Below are 12454 nucleotides of genomic sequence, written 5' to 3'. Positions count from 1 at the left end.
CTCCCGGAGCATCCAGCTCCTTTTGTATTTATCCTTGGCAGTTGGCCGGCGATTAAAAGAAGTCGCTCTGTATGAAGCCGAAATCCATCAGTTCCGCATCCTTGACCGGGTTGAACCCGTCAAGCTTGTTGCGTGCCGTCAACGGTTGCGGAGGGTTGCGCAGGGCGTTGGTCTTGTCATAGCCGGGACCGACGATGGCAAAGACGATGCCGTTCCAGCCTTTGACAAAATCGTCGTGGGCGTAGCGTTTGTGGCCCAGCACCGGGTCGCCGATGTAGACCCATTGCTTGTCGGCCCGCTGCAACACCACGAAGTGCTTGTAGCCACGTATTTCCATCAGGACCACCACCGGTATCGTCACGGCTTCGAGCTTTTCCGGCGGGATCCGGTAGCCTCGGGCGCGCATGCCGATGCCTTCCACGTAGCGTTTCATGTCCAGCATGGAAAACCCCTGGGTACGCACGAGGTTCTGGTCGGCATTGACCAGCATGCCCTTGATGACATGCTCTTCATCGACATCAAGCCAATAGGCCTGGCGCAGCACCGTAGCCAGTGCAGCGGCGCCGCAGCTGAAATCGGTTTTCTGCTCGACGATGTCGCTGAACTTGCGCTCGCGCACGCTTTGTACCGGTTTGTAGACCAGCATGCCGCCGGGCAGGGCGGCGACCGGCATTTGCGCGGCTTCAGTGACGCAAGCCAGGCAAAGCAGCAGTGAGAGGGCAGTCGCACGCATGATCGATACGCCTTATGGAAACCCTGAAAAAGAAGCCCCGTTGCCGGGGCCCCATTTCACACGTAGTTACATGCAGGCTTTGCAGCCAGCAGCGATGGACAGCGAGTTGCTCTGTTGGTTGCCCACGCCCGCCGACACGTTGGCGCCGCCGTTGCCGGAGAAGCCGTTCATGGAGTTGCTCATGGTGGCGTTGTTGATCACAGGGTTTTTCCAGCCATCGCGGGTCAACACCTGCTGGGTGTTGCTGCCGGCCAGCTCGAAAGTGCCCACGGCGGTGAACTTGAACTTGTCGTCATCGTGACCACCGCCATAACCGCCGCCTTTGTTGTCCCAGCCGCCATGGTTGTCGCCTTCGGAAGTACCGCTGCCTTTGGCCTTGAACGTGCCAGAGGCTTCATAGGTGCTGGTGAGGGTGTCGGTTTTGTAGGTCCGCACGCCTTTGTTGTCCACCGACAGGCCGGTGGAGGTCTGGTCGGCTGCGGCAGAGGCTGTTGCGATACGGCCTCCGGAGACGGCGATGGCCAGGTTGTTTTTCTGTTGGTTGAAGTTGCCGGCGGTCACGTTGATGCCGATGTTGCCGGAGCCATTGTTGCCTGCGTTGGTAAGCGAGGCGTTGTTCTGGGTCGAGTTGTTCTTGACGTAGTTGTTGTTATTGACCTGCGTGGCGCTGGACATGGCGACAGCCGAGCCGAAGATGAAGCTTTCATCTGCAGTGGCCAGGGCCGCGGCGTTGTCCTGCTGGTTGCCGTCGCCGCCAGCGACGTTGGCGCCCATGTTGCCGTTGCTGCCATTGAGCGAGTCCTTGGCTTCAGCGGTGTTTTTGGTGGCCTGGTTGGTCACTACGTTACCGTCGCTGTTCTGCTCATCCAGCACCGTGGCCGCAGCTCCGGCAGTAATGGAGAGCTGTTCCTGCCAGGTAGGTCCTTTCGGACCATGGTCGCCATGTCCGTGACCTCCGTGACCGTGATTGTTATCGTTGCCACCGGCCTGTGCGGCCATTGCCATGACAGCGGCGAGAGCGAAAACCAATGGTTTGAGTGCCATTGTAGGTTTCATGGTGTTTCTCCTTGCTTGTCGTTGGTTAAGTGTCAGTACTTTCTTATGGGTCTACTGCCCGGGTCAGTCGGCGACCCGGATGCTCAGGGTGTTAGCCATTCGGTTCCCCACCCCGGCACTCTGGTTCACCTGGATGACCCCACGGCTGCCGGTGAAGGCCTGGTCGCTGGTGACGACCTGGCGACTGCCGGTAGGGGTGCCAGTTGCTCCTGAGTTCGGTAACAACGCCACGTTCTGTTGGGAAAGCGCGCTGTCGTCAATGCTCTGCGGCTGGGCGCTGATGCCTATCCGCATGACATTGGCCATCTGGTTGTTGGCCCCGGCGGACTGGTTGACGCCCAGCACGCCGTTGCCGTTGGTGAATGAGCTGCCGCCGATGCGGGCGGTTGCGTTCATGGAAGGATCGGCGGGAGTGTCCAGCCGCTGGCGCACGATGGTGGTGGCCTGTGCCTCGGTGCCGATGGCGATGGCCCGGGTGTTGGTTTGCTGGGTCCGGTCGCCTGCCGCCTGGTTGACGTTGAGGTTGCCGGTATATCGGCTGCCGGAATCCTGCAGGTTGGCGCTACTGACTACCGCCACGCCTGGGTCGGCGAGTACAGTGGATGAGCCGAGCAGGGCAAGCAGAATCAGCGTCGCTCTCATGTCATTGACCTCCCGCCAGTCGACCCAGTGGGGCCAGGCCGGTACTCAGCGAGCGGTTGATGGTGCCGGAGATTGCGCCACCGCTGCCGCCACCATGGCCGGCGCTCATGCCGGGCATGCCGTTGGGGTTGGTCACGACGTTCAGGCCTTGCACGCCGGTATTGGTATTGATGGTGTTGCGGATCGACGAGCCGCTGGCGACGCTGGCAAATTCGCCATCGCTCAGTTCGGTGCTGGTGGCCGCCTGGTTGATTCGATCGGACGGGTTGGCATTGACGGTGGTCGGGTAGGGGTCCTTGCCGCCGTTGCGCCCGATATGGACCGGCTGTACATCACGGTTGAGGACGATGACGCCGTTGCCTTCGGCCTGCACCGGCAGGCTGTGCGTCGCGCCGGCGGCGCAGCCGATCAACAGCAGGGCGGTCAAACACTTATCGAAAGTCCCCACGGCATCGATTCCTTCTTCGGTGGGCTGGCTCTGGTCCAGCGTTGCGAAGAGGGACAGCAGATGTCGTGCCGGGTTTTGAAAAGTCTTTTAATTCAATGGGTTGATCGTCGTGGCCAAACGACTGAGACGGGACCTGTTTCATGACTGAGACAACACCCATGAGGGTCAATAGGCCATCTGCTGTCCGGTGGCTCTGGATCCAGGCTTTTGGAGGGGTGTTTCAGCAACTTGACAGTTGGAATGACAAATCGGTGAAACAGCTTTGGATCCGGGGTTGACGCGGTGGGGATGTTTCAAGAAAGGAACAGGATGGCACTATGCCGCCCAGCCAAGGGCAGTCAGGCCTGGAGCAGTTGGGCCACGGCTGCGAATACCTGGGCCTGGCGCTGTGCCCAGTCGCCTTCGATCACCTGGAAAGGTTGCTGATGCCGAATCAGCCAGTCTTCGATGGCGGCGAAGAATTGCAGGCGTTGCGCCAGGTCAGGCTGGCAGCGCAGGCCGTCGCCGGTCCATTCGACCTGCTCGGGGCTCAGCAGCAGATGCAGGTCGTAATGGCGCGCCAGCAAGGCCGGCTCCAGCCAGCTTGGGCAGTCGCCGAACAGCGTCTGGCTCCAGAGGATATTGCTCAACAGATGGGTGTCGAGGATCAGCAGTGCCGGTTGTCGGGCCCGGGCTGCGTCTTCCCAGGCCAACTGGCCGCTCGCGATATCGGTGATGTCGTCCAGGCAGGTGTCGCGGGGGTGCTGTTCCATGAAGTGGCGGACGTATTCATCCACCCGCAAACCACCGAAGTGTTCCTGCAACTGTGCTGCCAGCCAGCTCTTGCCGGCGGACTCGGGGCCGGTCAGCACCACCACCTTCATGCGCGCAGGGCCGGGTCGGCGCGCCATTCCCGCCAGCCCTGCACAGCCAGCAGGGTGAACAGGGCGTAGAGCGCGGCGGTCAGGTACAGGTCCTTGTAGATGAACAGGCCGACGAAGATCACGTCGAGGGCGATCCACAAGGGCCAGCATTGCACGCGCTTCTGCGCCATCCACCACTGGGCCACGAGGCTGAAGCCGGTGAGCGCTGCGTCGAGCCAGGGTTGGGCGGCGTCGGTCCAGTGCGCCATGGCAGCGCCGAGCAGCAGGCTGCCCGCCGCCCCGACGGCCAGGCCACGCAGCATCGAAGGCCCGCCCAGGCGGGTGACCTGGCGTCCGTCATGCTGCTGTCCGGCACGGGTCCATTGCCACCAGCCGTACAGTTGCAGCGCGGCGTAGACCACCTGCAAGAGCATGTCCGAGTACAGCTTCACGTCGTAGAAAATCCAGCTGTACAGCAGCACCATGACCAAGCCGATCGGCCAGCACCAGGGGTTCTGCTTGACGGTCAACCAGACAGCGATCACGCCGAGGGCTGCGGCAAACAGTTCAAGCCCGGACATGGCGGTTCCTTGGGGGAATGGAAAAGGGAGGCGATTGTAAACGTTATGGCGGGGACAGCTCCAACATCAATGTTGGATGTGCCGGCATTATCGCGAGCAGGCTCGCTCCCACAAGGGTTCCGGGTTGATCGCAAGACCTGTGGTCGCCAGCAGGACCCTGTGGGAACGAGCTTGCTCGCGAAGGCGGTGTATCTGTCACAGTGATGCTGACTGTACCGCCGTCTTCGCGGGCAAGCCCGGCTCCCACAAGGGATCCGGGTTGATCGCAAGATCGGTGGTCGCCAGCAGCCCCCTGTGGGAGCGAGCCTGCTCGCGATGGCGGTGGGTCAGCTTGCACCCATGCTGGATGCTTAAACCCGGAACTGCTTGAGCAGGCTGTTCAGCTGTTCGCTCAACGCCTTGAGGCGTGTGCTTGCCAGGCTCGACTGTTCCGCCGCCAGGGCGGTGCTGTGGGACAGGCCGGCGGCCTGGGTGACGTTCTGGTTGATGTCCTCTACCACGTGGGCCTGTTGCAGGGTGGCGCTGGCGATGGAGGCGTTCAGGCTGTTGAGATTGCGCAGGGCCTGGCCGATGGCGTTGAGGCTGGCGCCCGCCAGGCCGGCCTGTTCGATGGTCAGTTGCGAGGCGCGGCTGCTGTCGCTGATGACTTTCACGGCGGCTTCGGAGTGGGTTTGCAGGCGTTCGATCATCCCCTGGATCTCGGCAGTGGACTTCTGCGTGCGCTGGGCCAGCAACCTCACCTCATCGGCCACCACCGCGAAGCCCCGGCCTTGTTCCCCGGCGCGAGCGGCTTCGATTGCGGCGTTGAGAGCCAACAGGTTGGTCTGCTCGGCAATGGAGCGGATCACCTCCAGGACGCTGCCAATCTGGGTGCTTTCGCTGGCCAGGGTACGAATCACTTCCACGGCCTGGTCGATGGTCTGGGAAAGACGGTCGATCTGCTGCAAGCTGCCGTCGATGTTGACCTGGCCCTGCTGGGCCTGGGACTCGGCGTCGCGCATTTCACTGGCAGCGTGCTCGGCGTTCTTGGCCACGTCCTGCACGCCATAGGTCACTTCGTTGATCGCCGTGGCCACCAGCTCCATCTGTTGCGATTGCTGTTGGCTGCGTTCCTGGGCCTGGGCGGCGTCGCTGCCCAGTTCGTTGGACGATTGCCCCAGCGCGCTGGCCGAAGCCTGCAACTGGCTCACCACGCCGCGCAGCTTGGTGGTAAACGCGTTGAAGTGTTGCGCCAGTTGGGTGACTTCATCCTGGCCATGGGTGTCGAGGGTGCGGGTCAGGTCGCTTTCACCGCTGGCAATGTTGGCCATGGCATTCACCGTTTCCTGCAGGGGGCGCACGATGCTGCGTACGATCAGGGTCAACAGCAGGCTCATGATCAATGCGATCGACAGGCCGATCAGCGAGGCCTTGATCAGTTGGGCCTGGAACTCGGCCTGCACGTCATCCACATACACGCCCGAACCGATGATCCAGCCCCAGGGCTCGAACAGTTTGACGTAGGAGGTCTTCCCGACCGGTGCCTCGGCGCCCGGTTTCGGCCAGAGATAATCCACCATCCCGGCGCCCTTGGCCTTGGCGATGGTGACCATCTCGTTGAACAGCGCGAAACCGTTCGGGTCGCGGATCGCCGAGAGGTTCTGGCCTTCGAGCTTCGGGTTGGTGGGGTGCATGACCATGACCGGTGTCAGGTCATTGATCCAGAAATAGTCAGTCTCGTTGTAGCGCAGGCCACGCACGGCGCTGAGGGCCTGTTTCTGCGCGGCTTCGCGGGTCAGGGTGCCGGCGGCTTCCAGACCCTGGTAATAGCTCAGCACGCCACTGGCGGTCTGGACCACATGTTGGGTTTTCTGCACCTTGGCCTGGTAGAGATCGCTGTGGATCTGCTTCAGCATCAAGGCACCCAACGTGAACACCATCAAGATGGCCACGACGAGGATGAGCCACAAGCGTCGGCTGATCGACACATTGCGCAAGCTATTCATACGCTGTCACTCCAGTTTCTTGTTCTTGTCATCCACGGCCGGTGGATCGCTCCTGGGCAACGCGGCGGCGTTTTCAGGGCTTGTCTGATAGGATTTCGGCCTCGCAACGCAAAACCTGAGCCTGCCTTTGATTTTTCATTGGTTTTTTGGGGAAGGGCGCAGTTATCGTGCACCCGCTGCTCGTACTTGCATGACACTTGAATATCGATGAGACCCTGCCTGACAGGGTTTTTTTGGGGGATGAATGGATTTGTGGACTGCCTTTCAGGCACTGATTCTTGGCATTGTAGAAGGCCTGACGGAATTCCTGCCGATTTCCAGCACGGGGCACCAGATCGTTGTGGCCGACCTGCTTGAATTCGGCGGGGAACGGGCGATGGCGTTCAACATCATCATTCAGCTGGGGGCGATCCTGGCGGTGGTCTGGGAGTTCCGGCGCAAGATCTTCGACGTGGTGCTGGGTTTGCCCACCCAGCCAGGTGCCCGACGGTTTACCGCCAACCTGCTGATAGCCTTCCTGCCCGCCGTGGTCCTGGGGGTGCTGTTTGCCGATCTGATCCACCGATACCTGTTCAACGCGGTCACGGTCGCCGCCGCGCTGGTGGTGGGTGGTTTCATCATGCTGTGGGCCGAGAAGCGCCAGCATGAGGTGCACGCCGAAACGGTGGACGAAATCACCTGGAAAGATGCACTCAAGGTCGGCCTGGCCCAGTGCCTGGCGATGATTCCCGGCACCTCCCGTTCCGGCTCGACCATCATCGGCGGCTTGCTGTTCGGCCTGTCGCGCAAGACCGCAACCGAGTTTTCGTTCTTCCTGGCCATGCCGACCATGGTCGGCGCGGCGGTCTACTCGGGCTACAAGTACCGCGCACTCTTCGTTCCGGCGGATTTCCCGGTGTTCGCCATCGGCTTCGTCACCGCGTTCATCTTCGCCATGATCGCGGTCAAGGGCCTGCTGCGGTTTATCGCCAGCCACAGCTACGCGGTGTTCGCCTGGTACCGGATCGCGTTCGGCCTGTTGATCCTGGCGACCTGGCAATTCGGTTGGGTGGACTGGACGACCGCCCAGCCATGAAGGATTCGGGCACCCGCAGACACGCAGCCCGCGACACCGGGGGAGCAGTACAGAACCTTAGGCTCAAGTTGATCGTGTTTGCGCTGCTGTGCACGCTACCGCTGATGGGCTCGCTGCTGCTCGGGCTGCAGGAGGCGTCATGGGTGCCGTTGACGGCCTATGGGCTCGTCAGTGTCGTGGCGTTCCTGCTCTACTGGACCGACAAGCGCAAGGCCCGGGCCGACGCCTGGCGCACCCCCGAGAATGTGTTGCACGCCGTGGAGCTGGCCGGCGGCTGGCCCGGGGCGTTGCTGGCCCAGCAGGTGTTCAGGCACAAGACCCGCAAGGTGTCGTTTCAGGTGGTGTTCTGGTTCATCGTGCTGCTGCACCAGGTGTTCTGGGTCGACCAGTTGTTCCTGGGCAGTCATCTGCTGGCGTGGGCGTGAATGTCACGGCAATAACAAACCGACCTGCGTGCGCTTGGGCAACTTGCTGACGACCAATTGGTGGGAGCGTTGCAGCAGGCCATGCAGTTCTTCGGCACCCAACGGGTAGGGCGTGTGCATGATGATCCACTGGGCCCGCGCCAGGTACGGGGCAGGGTGGATGCCCGGTCGGTCGCAATGCCCCAGGAACAGGTCCTTGTCGACCTTGAACGCCAATGAGTCGCTGCGCAGGCCCTGCAGGGCGAACATCTTGTTCCCGGCGATGGAAAACACCCGCACGCCGCCCCATTTGTAATCTTCCCTGGCGCCAGGCAAGCCCAGGCAAAACCGCGCGACATCCTCTTCGCTCAAACTCATAACGTCCTTTCTCCGCAAAGGTTGAAGGCTTCCACCAGATGGTCGAGCCATGCGCGTACCGCCGGCAACATGCCCCGTCGATGGGGATAGACCGCCTGCAGCCAGCCATCGGGCAGCGACCATCCCGGCAACAATTCCACCAGTGTGCCGTCCCTCAACTCCTGCTCGCAATACATGCTCGGTAATAAGGTAAAGCCCAGGCCGGCGAGGACGCAGGCGCGCCGCACAATGAAATCGTCAATGCCCAGGCGCGCTTCCAGGGCCAGTTCGGCAATCTGCCCGTCGGTGCTGTGCAGGCGCAGATGCACCAGACGATCGCTCTCAATTGCCCCGAGCACCGGGAGTTGCTTGAGGTCCTCGGGGGTTTCGATCCGCCGTCCTTCGACGAACGCCGGGCTGGCAACCATGATCAAGCGTGCCTGACGCAAGCGGCGCGTCATCAGCAGCGGGTCTTCATCGCCCAGGTCACGCACACGCAGCGCTACGTCTATGCCCTCGCTCACCAGGTCGACACGGCGATTGACCAGGATCATCTCCAGTTGGACCTGAGGGTATTTCTCCAGGAAATCGGCTACCACCCCGGCCAGGATCTCGTGGGCCAGCCCCACCGGACTTGAAACCCGTAACCGGCCACGCGGCGCGCTGGACATGCTCGCCACCGCTTCGTCGGCCATTTCCGCCTCCAGCAACATGGCCTGGCAATGGCGCAGGTAACGTTCGCCCACGGCTGTCAGTTTCAATTGGCGGGTGGTGCGTTGCAGTAGGCGGGCGTCGAGGCGCTCTTCCAGTTCGGCAATACGCCGGGACAGCCGCGACTTTGGGATGCCAAGGGTTCGCCCGGCTGCCGCAAAGCCGCCGGCTTCGACGACTTTGGCGAAATAGTAGAGATCGTTGAGGTCTTGCATGTCCGGCTCGATTGTCCTGTCAGTGGGACGAACTATCGCATTATTGCCGGCTAATCGACCATTGGTTTCATCGGTAGGATGCTCCTATTCGATCGCCCGGTAGCGATCCTCATTGGAGAGCACTCATATGAAACTTCTGCACATCGATTCGAGCATCCTCGGCGACAACTCCGCGTCCCGCCAGTTGAGCCGTGACGTGGTCGAGGCCTGGAAGGCCGCCGAACCGGACGTGGTCGTGACCTACCGCGACCTGGCCGCCGATGCGATCAGTCATTTTTCCGCACTGACGCTGGTGGCCGCCGGTACCAGCGCTGAATTGCGCGATGCGGCGCTGCAGCACGAAGCCGACCTCAGCGCCGCGACGATGGCCGAGTTCCTCGCGGCGGATGCGGTAGTGATCGCCGCCCCAATGTACAACTTCACCATCCCGACCCAGCTCAAGGCCTGGATCGACCGCATTGCCGTGGCCGGCCAGACGTTCCGCTACACCGAAGCCGGTTATGAAGGCCTGTGCGGCGGCAAGAAGCTGGTGATCGTATCCACGGCAGGCGGCCTGCATGCCGGTAAGCCAAGTGGCGTGGCCCACGAGGATTACCTGCAGCACATGTTCAGCTTCCTCGGCATTACCGACATCGAAGTCGTCCGCGCCGAAGGCCTGGCCTATGGTGATGACATGCGCAACAAAGCCATGAGCGACGCCAAGGCGCAGATCGGCGAACAGTTCGCCGCCGCGTAAGGCTCACACAGGTCCATCAGACTCTGAAATCCCTGTGGGAGCGAGCCTGCTCGCGATAGCAATGGATCGGTCACTTCAATGCTGGCTGACCCACCGCTATCGCGAGCAGGCTCGCTCCCACATTGGTTTTTGGGTGGTGCTGAGATTTGCATCACCGTCATTGCGCATTAATGAATATCGAAACCTTCCTGAAACGCTGTATTCTGCTCATCGGGCTTATGGCGCAGGTCATGCAAGTCCAGGCAGCGAGCGACGGGGCCTTCCTGTCCGCTGGTGAAGGTGGATGATTCGATGATACGTCTTGGTGCAGGGTTCCTGCTTTGTCTGCTCGGCAGCCTGGTTACGGTGCAGGCCGCACCGGCGTTGCACCCTCATTGGAGTGCCGGCTTTCATGAGCTGAGCTTTCTCGATCCGCTGGATCAGCAGCCGATGCACGCCATCGCGTTCTATCCGTCTATCGCCAGGGAGCAGACCAGCCAACTGGGCGGCTATCAGATCGACGCTGCGCCGGACGCGCAGATTGCCATCGGCCGCTTTCCAATGTTGATGCTGTCCCACGGCAACACGGGTACGCCGCTGGCCCTGCACGACCTCGCCACGTCACTGGCACGCAAGGGGTTTGTGGTGGTCGCGGTGATCCATCCTGGGGACAATGCCCAGGACCATAGCCGGCTGGGTACCCTGAGCAACCTCTACGGGCGGCCGCTCCAGATTTCCGAAGCCATTACCGCAACGCTGAACGACCCGATGCTGTCACCGTTCGTCAATGCCGGGCAGGTGGGGGTGATCGGCTATTCGGCCGGTGGGGAAACCGCACTGATCCTGTCCGGTGCCACGCCGGATCTCAATCGCCTGCGCCGTTATTGCCAGGAGCGGCCGGACGACCGTGACGCTTGCAACACCCAGGGCGAGCTGATTGCCGACCGCGACGATCTGCAACCGATGGCTGACCCCAGGGTCCGGGCATTGCTGTTGATGGCGCCGTTGAGCCTGAAGTTCGGTCGCCATACCTTGGCCGACGTGCATGTGCCGGTGCTGCTGTACAGCGGCGATGGCGACAAACTGGTGGCCTTTGACAAGAATGCCGCCGCCCTGGCCCGCAAGCTGCCCACCGCACCGGATTTCAAGACCCTGGCCGGGGCAGGGCACTTTGTTTTCCTGGCGCCGTGCACCGAAGAACAGATTGCCGCAATGCCGGCGCTGTGCACCGACGCCGATGGTGTCGACCGCAAGGACATCCACCGCACCATGATTTCCGAGGCGGGGCGGTTCTTCAGCCAGGCCCTGGGCAAGCCGTCCCGGGCCGGTATGCGCACGGCCGATCAGTAACCGGTGTTTTCAGCGCGGCGACGTAGCAACAGGGTCAGTCCCAGTCCGCTGATCGACAGCAACGCGGCACAGAAAAAGATCGACGAATAGCCCAGGTTCAGCGTCACTGCCCCCATCAATGGCCCGGCAATCGCCAGGGCCAGGTCGAAGAACACGGCATAGGCGCTCAGCCCCGCGCCACGGCTGGTGTTCGGCACTTGCTTGATCGCTTCCACGCCGAGCGCCGGATACACCAGCGACAGCCCGAAACCGGCCAGCCCAGCACCTACCAATGCGAGCGCGGGGGAAGGCGCCAGCCAGAGCAACACCAGCCCCAGGGTTTCGATGCTCATGCACGCGATGGCCGAGTTGAAGCCACCGAAGCGGGCGATGCTGGAAATGAACAGCAAGCGCGAAAGAATGAAGCAGATGCCGAATACCGTCAGGCACCACGCCGCGCCAACCCAGCCCCGGCTGACATAAAACAGGGTAATGAACGTGGTGAGCGTGCCGTAGCCGATCGAGGCGAGGCTCAGGCTGGCCCCGTACGGCGCAATGCGCCCGAACACGGCCCGGAAGGGCAGGCGTTCGCCACGCACCACCGGCACCGAAGGCTTGTTGCGGATTAGCAGTAACGCCGCGCCGGCCAACAGTGACAGCGCGATTCCCAGGCTACTGAAGCCCAGGTCACCGACCATCACCACCCCCAGCGGGGCGCCGATGGCAATGGCGCCGTAGGAGGCAATGCCGTTCCAGGAGATCGAACGGGCGGTGTGCTCCACGCCAACCTGGCCCATGCACCAACTGATGGTGCCCACGCCAATCAAGCCCTGGGCCACGCCGAGCAACAAGCGACCGGCAATCAGGATCACCAGGCTCGGCAGCGGCAGGCTTTGCAACAAGGTGGAAATCAGCGTCAGCACACCGCTGAGCACAATGCCCGACAACCCGTAGACGATCGCCCGCTTGGTCCCGACGCTGTCCGATACCCGCCCGGCCATGGGGCGGCTGAGCAGCGTCGCCAGATACTGTGAACCAATGGTCAGCCCGGCCACCACCGCACTGAAGCCCAGTTGCTCATGAACATACCCCGGCAACACGGCAATCGGCAGGCCGATGCAGAGAAAGGCGATGAAGGTGTAGAAAACGATGGAGACGATCTGCAGGGTGATCGACATTGAACTGGGGGTGGCTTGCGGCGTAGACATGAGGCTCGTTCGCGGGCGGCGGCAGGAGAGCTTCATCATGGCCCGAGGTGGGGATAAAAGAAAGCTGGCTAACTAAGTGTGCGGATGAAGGTCACCGCAAATCCCCTGTGGGAGCGAGCCTGCTCGCGATAGCGGTGGATCAGATGATGAAGA

14 protein-coding genes are annotated in these 12454 nt (G+C 62.0%); 4 read left to right on the top strand and 10 right to left on the bottom strand.

What is annotated here, in order from left to right; all coding sequences use genetic code 11:
* Window positions 1-52 precede the first annotated feature (52 nt).
* From LOY67_RS14600 to LOY67_RS14570, 7 genes are all read right to left on the bottom strand, one after another.
* The gene (locus LOY67_RS14600) at window positions 53-733 is read right to left on the bottom strand and encodes a C39 family peptidase (protein WP_265063159.1); all 681 of its coding nucleotides are present in this window, start codon (window positions 731-733) and stop codon (window positions 53-55) included.
* Between the two features lie 66 nt (window positions 734-799).
* Window positions 800-1789 (bottom strand): heme utilization protein, encoded by a 990-nt coding sequence (locus tag LOY67_RS14595; RefSeq protein WP_265063158.1) that lies wholly within the window; start codon window positions 1787-1789, stop codon window positions 800-802.
* Window positions 1790-1852: 63 nt separating this feature from the next.
* The gene (locus tag LOY67_RS14590) at window positions 1853-2431 is read right to left on the bottom strand and encodes an adhesin (protein ID WP_265063157.1); all 579 of its coding nucleotides are present in this window, start codon (window positions 2429-2431) and stop codon (window positions 1853-1855) included.
* A gap of 1 nt (window position 2432) precedes the next feature.
* On the bottom strand, window positions 2433-2879 hold the full coding sequence (locus LOY67_RS14585) for a hypothetical protein (RefSeq protein WP_265063156.1): 447 nt from the start codon (window positions 2877-2879) through the stop codon (window positions 2433-2435).
* A 338-nt stretch (window positions 2880-3217) separates the two neighbouring features.
* Entirely contained in the window at window positions 3218-3742 is a 525-nt protein-coding gene (locus LOY67_RS14580) for an AAA family ATPase (protein ID WP_265067769.1), read from the bottom strand.
* Window positions 3739-4302, bottom strand: coding sequence for a nicotinamide riboside transporter PnuC (pnuC, locus tag LOY67_RS14575; RefSeq protein WP_265063155.1), 564 nt, complete (start codon window positions 4300-4302; stop codon window positions 3739-3741). The genes LOY67_RS14580 and pnuC overlap by 4 nt, the downstream gene beginning before the upstream one ends.
* A 350-nt stretch (window positions 4303-4652) precedes the next feature.
* Window positions 4653-6287 (bottom strand): methyl-accepting chemotaxis protein, encoded by a 1635-nt coding sequence (locus tag LOY67_RS14570; RefSeq protein ID WP_265063154.1) that lies wholly within the window; start codon window positions 6285-6287, stop codon window positions 4653-4655.
* 244 nt (window positions 6288-6531) lie between these two features.
* Between LOY67_RS14570 and LOY67_RS14565 the strand changes: the two genes are divergently transcribed.
* Complete coding sequence (locus LOY67_RS14565) at window positions 6532-7362, top strand: undecaprenyl-diphosphate phosphatase (protein ID WP_265063153.1); 831 nt, start codon at window positions 6532-6534, stop codon at window positions 7360-7362.
* Window positions 7359-7787: a DUF1294 domain-containing protein gene (locus LOY67_RS14560; RefSeq protein ID WP_265063152.1), complete on the top strand. Its 429-nt coding sequence runs from the start codon at window positions 7359-7361 to the stop codon at window positions 7785-7787. The genes LOY67_RS14565 and LOY67_RS14560 overlap by 4 nt, the downstream gene beginning before the upstream one ends.
* A 3-nt stretch (window positions 7788-7790) precedes the next feature.
* Here the strand turns inward: LOY67_RS14560 and LOY67_RS14555 are convergent, their stop codons facing one another.
* Both LOY67_RS14555 and LOY67_RS14550 read right to left on the bottom strand, forming a co-directional pair.
* Window positions 7791-8144, bottom strand: a complete 354-nt coding sequence (locus tag LOY67_RS14555) for an MmcQ/YjbR family DNA-binding protein (RefSeq protein WP_265063151.1) — start codon at window positions 8142-8144, stop codon at window positions 7791-7793.
* Complete coding sequence (locus LOY67_RS14550) at window positions 8141-9049, bottom strand: LysR substrate-binding domain-containing protein (RefSeq protein WP_265063150.1); 909 nt, start codon at window positions 9047-9049, stop codon at window positions 8141-8143. The genes LOY67_RS14555 and LOY67_RS14550 overlap by 4 nt, the downstream gene beginning before the upstream one ends.
* A gap of 127 nt (window positions 9050-9176) precedes the next feature.
* Here LOY67_RS14550 and LOY67_RS14545 point away from each other — a divergent pair, with 127 nt between their 5' ends.
* Both LOY67_RS14545 and LOY67_RS14540 read left to right on the top strand, forming a co-directional pair.
* Window positions 9177-9785: an FMN-dependent NADH-azoreductase gene (locus tag LOY67_RS14545; protein WP_265063149.1), complete on the top strand. Its 609-nt coding sequence runs from the start codon at window positions 9177-9179 to the stop codon at window positions 9783-9785.
* Window positions 9786-10076: 291 nt separating this feature from the next.
* A complete protein-coding gene (locus LOY67_RS14540) occupies window positions 10077-11114 on the top strand; it encodes an alpha/beta hydrolase family protein (RefSeq protein WP_265063148.1) in 1038 nt (345 codons plus the stop codon).
* On the opposite strand, the gene LOY67_RS14535 is transcribed toward LOY67_RS14540, so the two are convergent.
* The gene (locus LOY67_RS14535; protein WP_265063147.1) at window positions 11108-12301 is read right to left on the bottom strand and encodes an MFS transporter; all 1194 of its coding nucleotides are present in this window, start codon (window positions 12299-12301) and stop codon (window positions 11108-11110) included. The two genes, LOY67_RS14540 and LOY67_RS14535, sit on opposite strands and share 7 nt — an antisense overlap.
* Between the last annotated feature and the right edge of the window lie 153 nt (window positions 12302-12454).

The organism is Pseudomonas sp. B21-056 (assembly GCF_026016325.1).
Classification (GTDB): Bacteria; Pseudomonadota; Gammaproteobacteria; order Pseudomonadales; family Pseudomonadaceae; genus Aquipseudomonas.
Note: the sequence above shows the minus strand (reverse complement) of the source record. Positions and strands in the feature narration are given on the sequence as shown.

Coding starts and splice junctions, on each gene's coding strand:
- LOY67_RS14600 (WP_265063159.1), bottom strand. CDS start 733: ATGCGTGCGACTGCCCTCTCACTGCTGCTTTGCCTGGCTTGCGTCACT.
- LOY67_RS14595 (WP_265063158.1), bottom strand. CDS start 1,789: ATGAAACCTACAATGGCACTCAAACCATTGGTTTTCGCTCTCGCCGCT.
- LOY67_RS14590 (WP_265063157.1), bottom strand. CDS start 2,431: ATGAGAGCGACGCTGATTCTGCTTGCCCTGCTCGGCTCATCCACTGTA.
- LOY67_RS14580 (WP_265067769.1), bottom strand. CDS start 3,742: ATGAAGGTGGTGGTGCTGACCGGCCCCGAGTCCGCCGGCAAGAGCTGG.
- pnuC (WP_265063155.1), bottom strand. CDS start 4,302: ATGTCCGGGCTTGAACTGTTTGCCGCAGCCCTCGGCGTGATCGCTGTC.
- LOY67_RS14570 (WP_265063154.1), bottom strand. CDS start 6,287: ATGAATAGCTTGCGCAATGTGTCGATCAGCCGACGCTTGTGGCTCATC.
- LOY67_RS14565 (WP_265063153.1), top strand. CDS start 6,532: ATGGATTTGTGGACTGCCTTTCAGGCACTGATTCTTGGCATTGTAGAA.
- LOY67_RS14560 (WP_265063152.1), top strand. CDS start 7,359: ATGAAGGATTCGGGCACCCGCAGACACGCAGCCCGCGACACCGGGGGA.
- LOY67_RS14555 (WP_265063151.1), bottom strand. CDS start 8,144: ATGAGTTTGAGCGAAGAGGATGTCGCGCGGTTTTGCCTGGGCTTGCCT.
- LOY67_RS14550 (WP_265063150.1), bottom strand. CDS start 9,049: ATGCAAGACCTCAACGATCTCTACTATTTCGCCAAAGTCGTCGAAGCC.
- LOY67_RS14545 (WP_265063149.1), top strand. CDS start 9,177: ATGAAACTTCTGCACATCGATTCGAGCATCCTCGGCGACAACTCCGCG.
- LOY67_RS14540 (WP_265063148.1), top strand. CDS start 10,077: ATGATACGTCTTGGTGCAGGGTTCCTGCTTTGTCTGCTCGGCAGCCTG.
- LOY67_RS14535 (WP_265063147.1), bottom strand. CDS start 12,301: ATGTCTACGCCGCAAGCCACCCCCAGTTCAATGTCGATCACCCTGCAG.